The organism is Pasteurella skyensis, from assembly GCF_013377295.1.
GTDB lineage: Bacteria > Pseudomonadota > Gammaproteobacteria > Enterobacterales > Pasteurellaceae > Phocoenobacter > Phocoenobacter skyensis.
Map to the genome: position 1 here is coordinate 1,340,273 of NZ_CP016180.1, position 16,063 is coordinate 1,356,335.

Annotated in this window: 15 protein-coding genes; 6 read left to right on the plus strand and 9 right to left on the minus strand. The window is 34.6% G+C overall.

What is annotated here, in order from left to right; genetic code table 11:
• The first annotated feature begins 43 nt into the window (after positions 1-43).
• Positions 44-2,083 carry an autotransporter domain-containing protein gene (locus tag A6B44_RS06470; RefSeq protein WP_090919338.1) on the plus strand — a complete coding sequence of 680 codons (2,040 nt, stop codon included), beginning with the start codon at positions 44-46 and terminating at the stop codon, positions 2,081-2,083.
• Positions 2,084-2,163: 80 nt separating this feature from the next.
• On the opposite strand, the gene A6B44_RS06475 is transcribed toward A6B44_RS06470, so the two are convergent.
• The 4 genes from A6B44_RS06475 to A6B44_RS06490 form a co-directional block, all read right to left on the minus strand.
• Positions 2,164-2,379 carry a tautomerase family protein gene (locus tag A6B44_RS06475; RefSeq protein ID WP_090919335.1) on the minus strand — a complete coding sequence of 72 codons (216 nt, stop codon included), beginning with the start codon at positions 2,377-2,379 and terminating at the stop codon, positions 2,164-2,166.
• A gap of 15 nt (positions 2,380-2,394) precedes the next feature.
• Positions 2,395-3,480, minus strand: a complete 1,086-nt coding sequence (gene dinB / locus A6B44_RS06480) for a DNA polymerase IV (RefSeq protein ID WP_090919332.1) — start codon at positions 3,478-3,480, stop codon at positions 2,395-2,397.
• A 26-nt stretch (positions 3,481-3,506) separates the two neighbouring features.
• Complete coding sequence (locus A6B44_RS06485; protein ID WP_090919329.1) at positions 3,507-4,616, minus strand: PhoH family protein; 1,110 nt, start codon at positions 4,614-4,616, stop codon at positions 3,507-3,509.
• Positions 4,617-5,364: 748 nt separating this feature from the next.
• Entirely contained in the window at positions 5,365-6,678 is a 1,314-nt protein-coding gene (locus tag A6B44_RS06490; protein ID WP_090919326.1) for an NCS2 family permease, read from the minus strand.
• Between the two features lie 353 nt (positions 6,679-7,031).
• Between A6B44_RS06490 and A6B44_RS06495 the strand changes: the two genes are divergently transcribed.
• The 5 genes from A6B44_RS06495 (at position 7,032) to A6B44_RS06515 (ending at position 11,546) form a co-directional block, all read left to right on the plus strand.
• The gene (locus A6B44_RS06495) at positions 7,032-7,928 is read left to right on the plus strand and encodes a helix-turn-helix transcriptional regulator (RefSeq protein ID WP_090919323.1); all 897 of its coding nucleotides are present in this window, start codon (positions 7,032-7,034) and stop codon (positions 7,926-7,928) included.
• A gap of 8 nt (positions 7,929-7,936) precedes the next feature.
• On the plus strand, positions 7,937-8,260 hold the full coding sequence (locus A6B44_RS06500; RefSeq protein WP_090919320.1) for a hypothetical protein: 324 nt from the start codon (positions 7,937-7,939) through the stop codon (positions 8,258-8,260).
• A gap of 27 nt (positions 8,261-8,287) precedes the next feature.
• A complete protein-coding gene (locus tag A6B44_RS06505; RefSeq protein WP_090919317.1) occupies positions 8,288-8,995 on the plus strand; it encodes a DUF3944 domain-containing protein in 708 nt (235 codons plus the stop codon).
• Positions 8,996-9,061: 66 nt separating this feature from the next.
• Complete coding sequence (locus A6B44_RS06510) at positions 9,062-10,546, plus strand: YeeR family protein (RefSeq protein WP_218061363.1); 1,485 nt, start codon at positions 9,062-9,064, stop codon at positions 10,544-10,546.
• 1 nt (position 10,547) lies between these two features.
• Positions 10,548-11,546 (plus strand): hypothetical protein, encoded by a 999-nt coding sequence (locus A6B44_RS06515; RefSeq protein ID WP_090919314.1) that lies wholly within the window; start codon positions 10,548-10,550, stop codon positions 11,544-11,546.
• 95 nt (positions 11,547-11,641) lie between these two features.
• Here the strand turns inward: A6B44_RS06515 and tdeA are convergent, their stop codons facing one another.
• The 5 genes from tdeA to hinT form a co-directional block, all read right to left on the minus strand.
• Positions 11,642-13,036 (minus strand): toxin/drug exporter TdeA, encoded by a 1,395-nt coding sequence (tdeA, locus tag A6B44_RS06520; RefSeq protein ID WP_090919311.1) that lies wholly within the window; start codon positions 13,034-13,036, stop codon positions 11,642-11,644.
• Positions 13,037-13,418: 382 nt separating this feature from the next.
• Positions 13,419-14,345: a tRNA 2-thiocytidine(32) synthetase TtcA gene (gene ttcA, locus A6B44_RS06525; protein WP_090919308.1), complete on the minus strand. Its 927-nt coding sequence runs from the start codon at positions 14,343-14,345 to the stop codon at positions 13,419-13,421.
• Between the two features lie 65 nt (positions 14,346-14,410).
• Positions 14,411-15,196 (minus strand): phosphotransferase, encoded by a 786-nt coding sequence (locus tag A6B44_RS06530; RefSeq protein WP_090919305.1) that lies wholly within the window; start codon positions 15,194-15,196, stop codon positions 14,411-14,413.
• A gap of 12 nt (positions 15,197-15,208) precedes the next feature.
• On the minus strand, positions 15,209-15,589 hold the full coding sequence (locus A6B44_RS06535; protein ID WP_090919302.1) for a DUF1425 domain-containing protein: 381 nt from the start codon (positions 15,587-15,589) through the stop codon (positions 15,209-15,211).
• Positions 15,590-15,601: 12 nt separating this feature from the next.
• Positions 15,602-15,961 carry a purine nucleoside phosphoramidase gene (gene hinT / locus A6B44_RS06540; RefSeq protein ID WP_090919299.1) on the minus strand — a complete coding sequence of 120 codons (360 nt, stop codon included), beginning with the start codon at positions 15,959-15,961 and terminating at the stop codon, positions 15,602-15,604.
• Positions 15,962-16,063: the final 102 nt, after the last annotated feature.

A 16,063-nucleotide genomic window follows, 5' to 3' on the forward strand; every position in this document is an offset into this window, starting at 1 on the left:
ATATAGCATACCCCCACTTTTTAATAACTTGTAGGAGATTCCTATGCAAATAAAAAAATCAATACTAGCACTTTTATGCTTATCTAGTTCATTCTCTATGGCTCAAAATCTGGTTGTATTCGGGGATAGTTTAAGTGATACAGGACAAGATAATTGGTACCGTAAAGCCTCATACTTAAAAAATGGTACAGACTACCACTCCCTTTATGATGAACATCTTACACAAACACTTGGCGGTGAATTAAGCCCATCAACACAAGGTGGCACTAATTATGCCTATAGCGGAGGGGTAATTATGGCTCAAAATCAAGATCCACAAGCCATTGCCATACAACCTAATTTAGCCATAAAAAATCAGATTAATGATTATTTACAAAATCCTGTAAAAAAAGAGGCGCTGCATATACTTTGGGCGGGTGGTAACGATATGGCAACAGTTTTAGCCACTGCAGCAACAAAAAATACCGATGAAGAAAAAAAAGCTTACCTACTTCAAAATATTAAAGCAATGTCACAAACAATGGCAGAACAATGGGGTAAACTAAAACAGGCTGGCGTAAACACCATTATCATACCTACCGTGCCTAATATTACCTATTCCCCTGAGTTTTTTAATCAATTTGGAATGGCTGCAGGTAAACAAATATCTACAGCATCTTGGGGATTGATATCAGCTCAAGATTTTATTGATATTTTTAATGAAACTGTTGATACATTATCCCAAAAACCAACTCAAAATATCGAAGAGTTTGAAGAATATCGTCAACAAGTTTTTAAAGAAACAGCAACTAAATTTTATAACTCTCGTTATTGGTTTACTCGAGCAGCACTATCAAGATATGGTTATGATGCTGAAGGCATAGAAAAAGAATTAACAGATATATACAAAAAGACAACCTCTTCTGCCAAGTTAGCTACTACCATACTCAATCAACAAGTCACAGCAGCACTCAATCAAGTAGGTGGAAATATCGTACGAGTTGATGCAGATGCTTTAGTAAATGAAATGTTAACTCAACCTACTCGATACGGTATTGATAATACCGTTGCAGTTGCCTGTAAAGGAAGCACTGCCAAAGATCCTCAGCCTTGCTCTCCTGCAGAGCAAAAAGTGGCAAAAAATCGTCTCTTTGCAGATAGTTTTCACCCTGGTCCAAAGGCTCATAAAACAATGGCGGACTATATTCTAAATGTGTTACAAACGCCTAAAGATATGGCTGTTTTAACCCCAATACTACAACAACAAAATGAGTTAGCCTTTGACTTTACTCGTACTCAGAGTAATCTTAATCGCCAACATAGACAAACCGAAAACACCGTAAGCCCTGTAATTGCCTATCAAAATCAAAAAGGTGGTGATAGCTTACATTTAGGAGCAAAAATACAGTTTAATCCAAACTGGCAATTAACCGTTTTGGCACATACTCAAAAGCAAAATCAAAAAAGTGGTTTAGTAAATATTAACACTCGAAATCGTGTATTTAGTACTGCTCTTCGCTATGATGCTGATCGTTGGTATCTGGGTTCTAGTCTACAACTTAATCTCACAAAATTAAATACTCAACGTACTGCTTATATCGGAGAGTCTGTGCATAAGCAATCTGCCAGTACCAATGCAAACAGTGTAGGTCTTTCAGTCTTCGGCGGCTATGAATGGAAAATTAAAGAAACTAAACTCTCCCTAATTGCAGACATCCACAGCATAAAAACACAAATTAAAGCACTAGGTGAACGTAATCAAGGGATTACTCAAATGCAATTTACACCAAATGTTGATCACAGTTTAAAAACAGGGCTTGGTTTTGATTTACGTTATCAAGCTACAAATTGGCAACCTTATCTAACAGCACGTTGGATAAAAGAATGGAACAGTGACATAACAACTCTTAATTCAACTTTAAACGGTAGTACATTTAAAACGATCATTCCTCTTGATACCAGCTGGGTAAATATGATGGCAGGGCTACGCTTTAAACCAGCCAATCATAATTGGTATGCGAATGTTGCCGTGAGTCGTGATATTGGACGTAAAGACAATTTCTCTAAAACCTCATTTCAAGCAGAAATCGGCTTAGAGTTTTAATATCATTAATAAGAAAGTGGGTTAAAACCTGATTAATTCAGCTTTTAACCCAGTTTTTTATCCATAATCACAAATAACATTTAACTTTTATGATTCTCTCTAATATGAGTAACAGTTTTCCCACCTATCGCATAATTATCCGTTGCAACTTCATTAATAATCACCACACAACTGTCAGCCCCTCTGCCATTAAACACTTTGGCAAACACATCCGTTAACCCTTTAGCTAAGGCCTCTTTCTGCTGTTGCGTTGCACCGCCCTCTTCACTGGTCATTGTGACATTTATTACTGGCATTGCTCTTCTCCTCTTTTAATCCCATAAATCTAGCTGTTTAGTCGCTTTTTGTTCAGGAACCTGAACATTAATACCAATAAGGCGAATCTTGTGTTCCCCTCGCCTTTTCCAAATTTGATGTAATAATTCAACAAAATACTCTTTTGTGGCACCCTCTGTAGTTTTCTCTAAAGTGGTTTGAGTGAAATCATCAAATTTTAATTTTATCCCTAATTTTTTAAAATCCGTTAAAGGTTTATTTCCAAAATTACGTTCAATTCTAAACAATAGTTTTCTAAATAATCCATCTAAAATAATGTGAGCATCAGCCAAATCATCAATATCAGTAATAAGCGTATTCTCAACGCCAATTGACTTACGAATACGATTTACTTCAATTTTTCGATTATCAATAGCGTGACTAAAATCCCACAAACGATGCCCAAACTTACCAAAATTTTGCAAAATTGTTTGTTGATCTGACCGCTTAATATCTGCACAGGTTTTAAAACCTAAATCTAATAACTTCTGATAGGTTACTTTCCCTACCCCTGGTATTTTTTTCAAATCTAATTGATGAATAAAGTCGGTAACCTCTTCAGGCGGAATCACAAATTGTCCATTGGGTTTATTGATATCTGAAGCAATTTTGGCTAAAAATTTTAAGGGCGCCACACCAGCTGAAGCGGTTAAATGCAACTCTTCCCAAATACTGTTACGAATTGCTTCTGCAATCCAAGTCGCAGAATTAAAATATTGATCACAATCCGTCACATCAAGAAAGGCTTCATCGAGGGAAAGGGGTTCAATAATGGAGGTATAACGTTGAAAAATTTCTCGAATTTGTTGTGAAACAGATTTATATAATTCCATATTTCCAGAAATTAAAACTAAATTAGGGCATTTTTTAAGAGCCTGTTGGCTTGACATTGCACTGTGTAAACCAAACTTTCTCGCTTCATAATTACAAGTTGCTAAGACTCCTCGCTTATCAGGGCTTCCCCCTACGGCAACAGGCTTACCAACCAATGATGGATTTTCTCGCATTTCAACAGACGCATAAAAACAATCCATATCAATATGAATAATTTTTTTTATAGGTGTTGCTAATACCTCTGCCATAATAACTATATTTCGCTTTTAACCAACTACACCGCTTTTATTAATTTCTCTTGTTCTGCCATTAACTTCTCTTGCTCAATAGCCAATTTTTCTCGTTGTTTTTCCGCTCGATAATCTGCCTTACGCTGTTCATCTTCAACTTCCCACTCTTCATAAGCACGTACGACTTTTGCCACTACTGGGTGACGAACCACATCGTGACTATCAAAGAAATTAAAACTTAAATCAGGGACTTTACTTAATACTTCTTGAGCGTGTTTTAAGCCTGATTTTTGCGAACGAGGTAAATCGACTTGTGTTACATCACCAGTAATCACCGCTTTTGAGTTAAAACCGATACGAGTTAATAACATTTTCATTTGTTCAATAGTGGTATTTTGGCTTTCATCAAGAATAATAAAAGCATCATTTAACGTACGTCCTCGCATATAAGCCAGAGGTGCGATTTCAATCACATTACGTTCCATCAACTTTTGGGCTTTTTCAAAACCTAACATTTCAAACAAAGCGTCATAAAGAGGGCGTAAATAAGGCTCAATTTTTTGCCCTAAATCACCTGGAAGAAAGCCTAACTTTTCCCCTGCTTCCACCGCAGGACGAGTTAAAAGAATACGGCGCACTTCTTGACGTTCTAAAGATTCCACCGCTGCCGCCACCGCTAAAAAAGTTTTCCCCGTTCCCGCAGGGCCAATTCCAAAACTGATATCGTGAGTTAAAATATTATGTAAATAGCGCTGTTGATGCTGACCTCGTGGACGAATTACCCCTCGTTTGGTTTTTATTGCAATATTACCAATACTGCTCTCTTTATCACTATTTTTACTGGTATCTTTTTGAAGTAACATTCGGCTTTCTTGAATCATCAAATGCACATCTTCCAGATCTAACAGTTTTACTTTACCTCTAATAGGTGCAGTTTCGTTATAGAGTTTTTGCAATAATTTTGCAGTATTTTGTAGTACAAAGTCTGCCACTGGATCTTCGTCATCAGGTTCAATCACAAATTCAAAGCCATTACGACTAATAATCACATTAAAACTGTCTTCAATTAAATCTAAATGATCATCAAACGCCCCACATAAAGACTGTAAACGAACATTATCCTGTGGTTCTAATAGTAAAGTCACCTGTTCCAAATGTTATCCTTAATAAAAAAGAGAAAAATAAGCGGTATGATTTTAACACAAATTTACAAATAAAAATAAGCAGTCAGGATAACTACATACTTTTAGCTATTGATTTTAAAATTATTTTACATAACATATTGATTAATAATAATTATTCCGTATAGGAAGATTTAATAAGCAAAGCGAATGGAATATCCTTCCGCAAGCTAGCTTGAAACTACAAAAATAACCAAACACCAATCACTGAGCCCGTCGAAGTGTTAGGTGTTTTGGCACTAATCTTGTTCAGTGAGCGTTCTCTTATATTTCGACAGGCTCAATAACCGAGAACGGAGACATCGAGCAATGGAATATCCTCTCGTAAGCTAGATTTAGACTACAAAATCAACCAAACACCGATCACTGAGCCTGTCGAAGTGTTAGGTGTTTTGGCACCAATCTTGTTCAGTGAGCGTTCTCTTATATTTCGACAAGCTCAATAACCGAGAACAGGGACATCGAAACGAGGAATATTGTCGAACCATCGAAAGACACCGCTTGCTGAGCTTCGGTTACTGAGCTTGTCGAAGTATCGAAGCATTAGGTGTCTATGCACTGAATTCGTTCTGTAAACATTCTCTTATATTTCGATATTTCGACAGGCTCAATAACCGAGAACGGAGACATCGAGAAAAGGGCGGATATACGCAAACTCTGTTTACTAATTCCGCCCTTACATAAAATATAAAAATAACTGATTAACGTTTTAAAAATAAAACTAAATTGCCCAACCAAAGGCGTAAAATGCCACTAAAATTACTGCAATAATCACCGTGCCAATATTCAGTTTTTTATATTCCCCTGCCACAAGACGACCTAAAACTAAGGTGGCAAAACCTAACATAATACCTGTTACAATATTCGCAGTTAAGACAATAAACACCGCACAAACTAAACCAGACATTGCCCCAATAAAATCATCAAAATCTAACTTTGAGACATTACCCAACATTAATAAACCGACATACATCAACGCTGGTGCAGTTGCATAATTCGGCACTAAGAAAGCTAAAGGTTGGAAAAAGAGAACCACTAAAAATCCAATACCGACAACCACTGCCGTTAAACCTGTTTTACCGCCTACCGCAGTACCTGCCGCAGATTCAATATAAACCGCTGCTGGGGCTGTTCCAAATAAACCTGCCAAAATACTACTAAAAGAATCAGAAGTTAGGGCTTTTCCGCCATTGATAATTTGGTTCTCTCTGTCTAATAATTCCGCTTGCCCTGCAACGGCTCGAATAGTTCCTGTTGCATCAAAAATAGCTGTCATTACTAAGGCAAAAACCACAGGTAAAATTTTAGTATCTAACGCTCCCATAATATCTAAATTAAACAGTTGCGAGTTTTCACCAAAGGTTGGAAGTTTAAAAATTTCACCACTAAATGTGACATTTGAATCAAAGAGCAAGCCAATCACAGTAATCGCAATAATTACCCAAAGGATGCTTCCCTTAACCTGTAAACGCTCTAAACCAATAATTGCCACTAAACCAAGCAATGACATCACCACAGGAAACGAACTAAAATCTCCCATTTTTACAGGAAGACCCGCTTGATTCCCCACAACTAATCCCACTCCGTTAGCAGCGATAAGTAATAAAAATAATCCAATGCCAATACCTGCTCCGTGTGCAATACTAATTGGAAGATTACGCAAAATCCAAGCACGAACACCTGTCACTGAAATAAGGGTAAACACCACCCCCATTAAGAAAATAGCCCCTAATGCAACGGGTATAGAAACCCCTTGCCCTAACACTAAGCTAAACGCCGTAAACGCAGTTAAAGAAATTGCACAGCCAATTGCCATTGGCATATTAGCCCACACTCCAATAATAACGGAACCTAATCCAGTCACCAAACAGGTCGCCACAAAAACAGAGTCTGCTGGAAAGCCTGCTTGACTCAACATACTTGGTACAACAATAACCGAATAAACCATCGCAAGAAAAGTCGTTAAACCTGCGATAACCTCTTGACGAATAGATGAGCCACGCTCTTTCATTTGAAAAAGAGAAGATAAAGACATAAAAAATTCCTAAAATAAAAATGAAGGGTCAATTCTACTGGATAATAAACACAAAGGCAAACGGTTGCTTTGTGTCGTAATAAAAAATTAACATCCTCTTTTTTGCAAATTTTGATCAAGATCATACCGCTATAAAAAAATACATAAATCTTCTTCAATATACTGATTTTTAAACAAAAAACCCTTGACATCGTGCAGGGGGGGGTAACATATAATACTGTTTATTGTCAATACATTATTTTTCATTTACTGGGTTATTTTGAAAAATTTTTCAATGCGACACAACCTGACGTGATTAGGTTATTCGCCTTTGTTAAATTATCTTCATTGATTTACAACATAGTGATTATATTATGAATAAAACAGAAAAATTAGCACGAAGAATTAGCAAAATTCTCGTTTACCTTAATCAAGGTAAACGTCTTAATATTGATGAAATGGCGAGTGAATTTGATATAACACCTCGTACTATTCAGCGAGATTTTGAACGTTTGAGTTTTTTGGAGTGGGAAGAGTGTGGCAATGGTTATTATAAAATTAACCGTAATAAAATGGGCGTGTTAAGTGATGAAGATATTGACCGTTTTTCATTATTTGCCAGTATTTCTAACCTATTTCCTAAAATTGATCGTGATTTTTTTCAAGAAAAATTAACCCAAAGTGTACAAATTAAAGGCTTTCAATATGAACAAATCAATCATCTTGAAAAAGAATTTAATTTACTAAAACAAGCCATTGATAATCATCATTTTGTGAGTTTTAAATACACAAAACGTAACCCAAGCGGTCAGATCGAGAACAAATTTTACCAAATTGCACCTTATAGCTTAATCAATAAAAATGGCGTGTGGTATTTAATTGGTACCGATCACGACAAACAAAAAACATTCTGTTTTACTCAAATCACCGCGTTACAACGGCTAAATAATACATTCACACCAAATAATCAATTATTAAATGAAATTAAAAAGAATGACAGTATTTCATTTGGTAATCAATTATCCGAAGTGGTCGTGCAAGTATCCACCTTTGCCGCCCCTTATTTTACAAGACGTAAATTATTACCCAACCAAGAATTAGTACGTAAATTGGAAAACGGCGAATTATTACTAGTATGCAAAAATGTGCATTCCTTAGATATTGTACCTATTGTGCAATATTGGATTCCTCACTTAACCATCATTAGCCCAACCGAACTACAAACTGAAATGGTTAAGAAATTACAACAATATATTGCAGAAAGCAAATAGGAGAAAAAATGAAAATTGATGTAACAGAGTATAAGTCACTGATAAATGGTTTGATTGATACACATACCAGTTTTGAAATTTGTGGTGTAGACATCAGCGATATGCTTCAAGTATGTAGTGATTTAGAACAGACAATAGAAAACAAATATTTAAAGTGCCGAATTTACACCAAAAACCGTTTAGTAACAGGGTTATCTGGTGTACTTAATTACCGTTGGGGTGTGTTATCCCTCGCTTCAATAGTAGCTCACAATATCCTCACTCTTAATCCTGATTATGAGATTGTTCGTGATTTAGCGAATAATCGTGTAGAAGTGGTTTGGGTGGGATAAATTTTTTAATTTTATAGGAGAATTATTATGGCTTATCGTTATGATGCTGATTTAGAGTTTTTAGCAAACTGCGAAAACGAAGATTTACAACCACTAGTTGATATTTTAACTAAAGATAAAGATGGTAAAAAGCGTTACACAGAAGGGTTAACAAAAACCAAAGAATATAAAACGTACTATCCAGATCATCAAAAATATTGGAAAGAAATTATTGCTGACTTGCAAACTTTTGGAGCAAATACTTTTGTAACATTAGTAAGAGGAGGTAAAGGAGTTACTTATCGAGAAATTCTTTGTGATGTTTGTGATACTTTAAAAGTGAATTTTAATAAAGAGTCTGCAACAGCCTTAATTGAGAAAAATTTACTTGATAAAGTACTAGAAAAATCGATTGAGGAATTATCGGAAGAAGAATTAAATGCGGTTGCAGAGAAATTAAATATTCCTACTGAAAATATGGGGAAACAGGCTTTAACATCAGCAGTTTTAGTTGGAATAAGAAAAACGATGACAACACCTGTCTTTTTAGAATTAGGGTGGGGAATATTTGGTATATCTACTGTAGGAACTCTTTTAGCGGGTACAACATTTGGACGTATTTTAGGAGCTGCGACAGGACCTATTGGTTGGGGATTAACAGGGGCTTGGACATTGATGGATATTGCAAGCCCTGCTAAGCGAGTAACTGTTCCTGCAGTTATTCAAATTGCCTTTTTAAGAAGAAAATATTCTTAATTAACGAGCTGAATTATCAATATGATAGTTCAGCTTTTTTATTAAATTATCTATTGAGATTTTACTATGAAAAAAGAAAAAAGTGACAACAATGCAGAGCTTATAGGCATTGCTCAGGGCAATATTCAATCAGCTCAAAATTATTCTGATAACGTAAAAATCTATGATAACCCAACAGGTAGACACGGTTTTGCAGCAGAAAAAACAAATCATCTCTTTGACAAAATAACAGGTAAAAAAGCACACATTATTGGCGATGATAATACGAAAAATGGTGCAGATAGATTAGTAAATGGGGTCGAAATTCAAACAAAATTTTGTAGAAAAGGGGGCGATTGCATTAAATCTTGTATAGATAAAGCCACAGGTAAATTCCGCTATTGGGATCAAAATGGAAATCCTATGAAAATTGAAGTTCCCAAAGATGTTTATGATAATGCGATTAAATCTTTTGAAGAACGAGTAAGACGAGGGCAAGTTGTTGATATTTCAGGAATGAGCAAATCAGAGATAGAAAATCTTGCTAAACAGTTAGCGAAAGACACAATAATAAAAAGCCCATTTACTTATCAACAAATTAAAAACATTACTAAATTTGGCACAATAGAAAGCCTGACTTTTGATGCAATTAATGGGATTAGAGTGGCTGGCACGACAATGGGTGTCAGTGCATTAGTGAGTTTTGCTTATGCGATGTGGTCAGGAAAGGATTATAAAATTGCACTAAAAGAATCCTGTTATACAGGTTTAAAAGTAGGGGGAATTTCTTGGGTCAGTTCAATTATTACCTCTCAAATTGCAAAAACAGGTATTGTAAAAGGGCTAAAACCAGCAACTGGCTATCTTGTTGAAAAAATGGGTTCAAAAACAGCCAGTATTATTGCCAATTCCTCTCGTGTAGGGCAATCATCTATTTATGGTGCAGCTGCAATGAATAGTGCAAGTAAATTATTACGTGGAAATATTATTACAGGAGCGGTTACGACGATTGTGATATCTGTTCCTGATTTTTATAAAATGTTTATGGGGTATCAATCAGGAAAACAAGTAGCTAAAAATGTAACGACAACAACGGCTGGTGTGTTAGGTGGAACAGCTGGCTGGATTGGAGGTGTGGCATTAGTAAGTGGTGTGACAACAGGTGGCGTAGCTCCAATTATTGCAGGATTAGTTGGTTCGGTTGCTGTTGGAAGTAGTTCATCTTCATTAACCAAAACAATTTTAGATTATTTTTCAAAAGATGACATTGTGGAAATGCAAGAAATTTTAGCCATTCATTTTAATCATTTAGCCGAAGATTATTTACTTTCACAACAAGAAGCAGAAAGCGTATTAGACGGATTATCTGAAAAATTAAGTATTGAAGTTTTACAAGATATGTTTAAGCAAGAATCAAAACGAAATTTTGCAATTGATTTAATTGAACCGTTAATTATTGATGAAGTTAGAAAGCGTAAGGTAATAAAAATAGCTGAACTACCAACTATTGAAAAGTTAGAAGATGAGATAGAAATTATTTTAGATGATAATTTAATTAAAGGGGAAGCATAAAATGAATATTTTAGATTATGTAGATGTTGATTTACTTCAAAATGCCAATAAGGTTTATTTTAAACCTTATATTCCTATGCCAAAAATGAAGAATGTGATTAACTCTTTTGGCTTTGAAATAGAACCTGATGATATTGAAATTCTAATTGATAATACTGTATTTGGAAGTGCTAAAGAAGGCATTGTTATAACAAATGAAATGTTATTTTGTAAGGAATTATTAAAAGATCCTTTTATTATTTCTTTATCTAATATTGAAAGTATTACCGTTAAAAAGAATACATTATCCAATTCCCTCATACTTAATGATAAGAAAAGTATTATTGACTTATCACAACCTGAATATAATGATTTAGAGTTACTTTTTGGTGGAATAAATATTTACTTAAAAGAAATAAATGAGTTTAATGTTGTAGATGAAGATGAAGATGAAGTAATAGATGAAAGAAAAGAATGGTTAAAGGAAATCATTGAAAATGAACATTTATCTTCTCAGGAATTAGAAGATGAAATAGAACAAGAAGATCCACCAAAAGAAAATCAAAATGTTAGACAACGGAGCTTTTTGGGTAAAATAACAGATGGAGTAAGCAAGATGGCAAAGGCTGGTTCTTGCCTTGTTGGTTGGCACGCTGGCGAGTGGTCTCACCAAGAAGGGAAGCCATTGTGTTATGTAGAAAAAACTTGTCCGCGTTGTAATAAATATGTCACAGGTATTCATCATAATTATAGCGAATGGGAATATACCTACTATGGTCGCTGTGATGCTCGTAGACAATGCTCTCATTGTAAGCACGATGAGTTTAAAGTAGTTCATAGTCACGAAAAAATTGGAAAAGACAGTAGTAATTGTAGAATTATTTATCGTTGCAGACGATGTGATGATGAATATTTAGGGTCAGCGGAACACGATTGGATAACTCTTTTTGATAATGAATTAACTGTTAATACATCAGAAGGCAGAAAAAGAAAGTGCCGAAATTGTGGTACTTTTGGTTAAATAAAATGATAAATAAATCTAAAAAAATTAATTAACACAACGGTATGACTCCATTTTTGCAAAAAAATAAAAAGATCATACCGCTTAAAAATCAACTACTTACTATACTTCCCTGCCATTGCCTGATAAACAAGGTTTTCATATTGTAGGGTATTATATTTGGCTTGAATAATTGCCAGTTTTGAACCATTTTCAGTATTGATTGCATTTAACCAATCTCGTAGTTCAGAAACACCTTCTTTATAGCGGTTTTGATAGTAGCGACTAATTCTCTTGTTGTAGAAATAGGTTTTTTTTAGATTGCTTAGGCTTTTTTTCGATTGTTTATAAGTGTAGTAGTAGGTGCTAATTTCATTTAATGCTTTAGTACCGATTTGTTCATAATTTAACTTCGCTAATTTATAATTCTGTTCTGAAATTTTAATATTTAATTTTACTCTATTCCAATCTAAGAAAGGTAAATTAAAAGATAACGTACCACCTAGTAGCTGATTATTTGCAATATCGCCCACCAATGGAGCAGAGCCTGATAAACTCGCCCCTAAACTGAGGGTTGGATACCAACTATTTTCCGTTGCTTGTAGGCTTTTAAAACCGCTTTGTAAACGGAATAAAGCAGATTTTAGATCAGGACGGTTTGCAATAGTCGAAACAGGTACATCGGTATTCACACCTTGTAATTTCACTTTTAATAAATTTGGATATTTAACAGGAATACTGTCATTTGGTTTTAAATTCAATAAATTACGCAGTGTTTGTTCAGCAGTTTTTTGTGCTGTTTGTAAATTAATTAAACTGTTTCTTGCTTGTAATACCGCTTGCATTGATTGATCAACATTAAGTTGTGTGATCATTCCTGATTTGTATTTATTATTCATTACTCGACTGATTTTTGTATAGTTATTAATGCTTTGTTGAGTAATGCGAATAGCTTCATTAAAATACGCTAAGTTGTAGTAAGTATTAATCACGGCATTAATTAAAGCCAAACGAGTTGCTTCTAAATCTTCCGCTGTTGCATTTTTTTCCCACTCCGCCGCACTGGCACTGTTTGATAAACGTTGCCATAGGTCGAGGGTATAACTTAAATTGAGATTTGCACTATGTGTCACCACAGAAGTACCTGTTGAGCGTGGATTTTTCGCAGAATGCCCTGCTCCTTTTACGGCTGAAGACTGCCCTGTTGCACTAAAAGTAGGGACTAAATTTGCTCCCAATAGGTTTGCGTTATAAAGGGCTTTATTAACTAAAATTGCACTTTTTGCCAAATTTTTATTATTAGCTAAAGCTGTTTCAATTAATTGATTTAATTGCGGATCTTGATATCCAAGCCACCATTGAGTATCAATTTTATACTGCTTTACGATCTCTTTATAACTGTTATAATTTTTTTGAACTTGTTCAAGACTACCATCTTGGCTCATTTTATTCGCACAACCTGTGATTGCAACGGCAACAAATAAGCTCAATGTGATTTTGGATATTTTCATCATCTGTCCTTTAAATAGCGTATTTAAAAATAATTAAAGCATATTCTAAACAAATATGACTTAAAGGGCTAGTGAAAAATGAACGAACGTTCACAGTAGTGTTGAACAGTGTAAATTTGTGCTTTAATCTACTCGCTATGCTTTGTCAACTTATCGCATAACTCATTGATATATAAATACATTATAGAGATAGGGTATGCCCTGCATCCACGTAAAAAATTAAATTTGTAAATTTTCAATTTGATCTACCCGCTATATTTATGTCTAATAATGTGTTGTGAGAATTTGATATCGAGCAACGGGCGGATATACACAAACTACGTTTATTAATCCGCACCCTACAATCCATTTTTATAGCTTATTGAATAATATTCTAAAACCCTTAAGAAACCGCTTTAAATTGAATTAGACCACTTTCTACATACTGCTCAACATCATCTTCATTAAAAATAGGTGTAACAACATCTTCTTTATCAAACGCCATATCCCCTTCAATGCCCTCTAGTCTTACGCCGTGTTTAATCCCTTTAAAATCAAACAATGAAGTATCACACAAATGCGAGGGCGTAATATTTTGCAAGGCACTAAACATTGTTTCAATTCGACCTGGATATTGGCGATCCCAAGTTTGTAGCATTTCTTTTATAACTTGACGTTGTAAATTAGGTTGTGAACCACATAGGTTACACGGAATAATAGGGAACTGTTTTGCATCAGAATATTTAATAATATCTTTTTCTTTGCAATAAGCCAGTGGACGAATAACAATTTGCTTACCATCATCACTCATCAACTTAGGTGGCATAGACTTCATTTTTCCACCATAAAACATATTTAGAAACAAAGTTTCTAACATATCATCACGATGATGTCCTAATGCGATTTTTGTTGCCCCTAACTCTGTAGCAGTGCGATATAAAATACCTCGACGTAAACGGGAGCAAAGGGAACACGTAGTTTTACCCTCTGGAATCTTTTCTTTCACAATACCGTAAGTATCTTCTTGTACAATTTTATATTCAACTCCAATACCTTCTAAATACTCAGGTAAAATATGTTCAGGAAATTCAGGCTGTTTTTGATCTAAATTCACCGCCACAATATCAAAATGGATCGGTGCATTAATGCGGAGGTTTAATAAAATATCCAGCAAGGTATAGCTGTCTTTTCCACCAGATAGACATACCATTACTTTATCACCCTCTTCAATCATATTAAAATCGGCGATTGCATTTCCCACATTACGGCGAAGGCGTTTTTGTAATTTATTAAAATTATAGGTTTGTTTTTTATTTGCTTGATTGCTCATTGGTTTGATTTTCTCGTACTCTTTCTGCTAAAAAATAAAATATGGTGGATCATAATCTGAGAGCGTTAAATTTGCAAAGAAGTTATGCCATTTGTCGCTAATTTATTCCATAATATATTCAATAAGTTAATTGATGGCTGATACTCTGCTATTTTGGCAGTAAACAACTCTTCATTAAAATGGATTAAATTCAGATAATGGGTTAAAAAGTCTTTCTTTTGTTCGATAGTAAGGTTGTTACCATAAAAAAATAATGCAATATCTAAAGCAGGGTCAGACACGGCGGTATATTCCCAATCAATCAAAAATAATTGATTGTTGCTTTCTACAAAATTAGCTAAATGTAAATCGTGATGACAAATACTCTGACTAAAAGGTTTGATAGGTTGCAAAACAGATAAATCAATGTGTTGCTGCTCTGTGACAGGAAGTTGATAATATAAAAAATAGCAACGCTCAATAATATCTAAATGTGCAAAATGTTGTGACAATGTGACCGCTTGTGAACCATCAAATTGATGTAATTTTACTAAATTTACTGCTAATTTTTTTAATAAACTATCTGAATATTGCGTAGGAATTTTGCCATCAATATAACTCAGAATAAAATGTGGAGCATCACAATAAATCACCTTAGGTGCAATATTAAGTGGTGAAATTGCGGTTAAAATTTGCGATTCCAAAGCATAATTAATGCCTAACTTTGTGGCTCTATCAGTTTGGGTATGTATGATATATCGTTGATGGTTTTCAAGTTCAATAATTTGACTACAAGCAGTAAGATTTGCAAAATTTGTCACAAATCGTACCGCTTGTTTAAAATAATTATTCAGCCATAATTGCTGTTCCATCAATGGGTTACCCTAGATTCCTTTGGTATCATTTTCACGTAAGTAAATACGATAATTGACACTAGCTAATGTTGGTTTTTTAAGTTTAATCACTGATGTTTGTTTTGGCATTAATCGTAAAGATCGCCATTTTACATTAGATTGTTGTGTCGTTCCCTGTTCACCATACCAAAATACCTTATACAGTATCCCAAGTGGTTCAGCCGTCTTATTTTTAACTAACACGCTCTCTAAATTAGATTCTACCTCAATATATTGCGATAATCTCTCTTCAATATTAATTAAAGGTGTCTCACTACTCAGTGATGTATCACTCGCCTTATTGACACAGCCACTCAATAGGATAACTGTCGTAACATACACTATGATTTTGACGAATTGCGTTAATCTCATAATATATTCAACCTATTTTGATAACATTTTACCTAAAGGTTCACCGCCAACAAGATGCATATGAATATGAAATACTTCTTGTCCACCGTGCTGATTACAATTCATAATTAAGCGGTATCCATCCTCTGAAATACCTTCTTGCTTCGCAATTTTAGCCGCTGTTGTAATTAAACGTCCTAATACTTTTTCATCTTCTGTTGTAACGTGATTAACCGTAGGAATAAACTTATTCGGAATAATCAAAATATGCGTTTTTGCTTGAGGTGAAATATCTCTAAATGCAGTAACCAAGTCATCTTGATATACAATATCAGCAGGTATTTCTTTACCGATAATTTTACTAAAAATTGTTTCTTGATATTCTTTTGTCATTTTATGTTCCTTTTAAGCTGTTAGTGTATGCTACATTGTATCATAGGAAAATATAAAGTTAGCAAGTAATTCTTGTCTAAAAAAACAACTGCGCTGTAAATA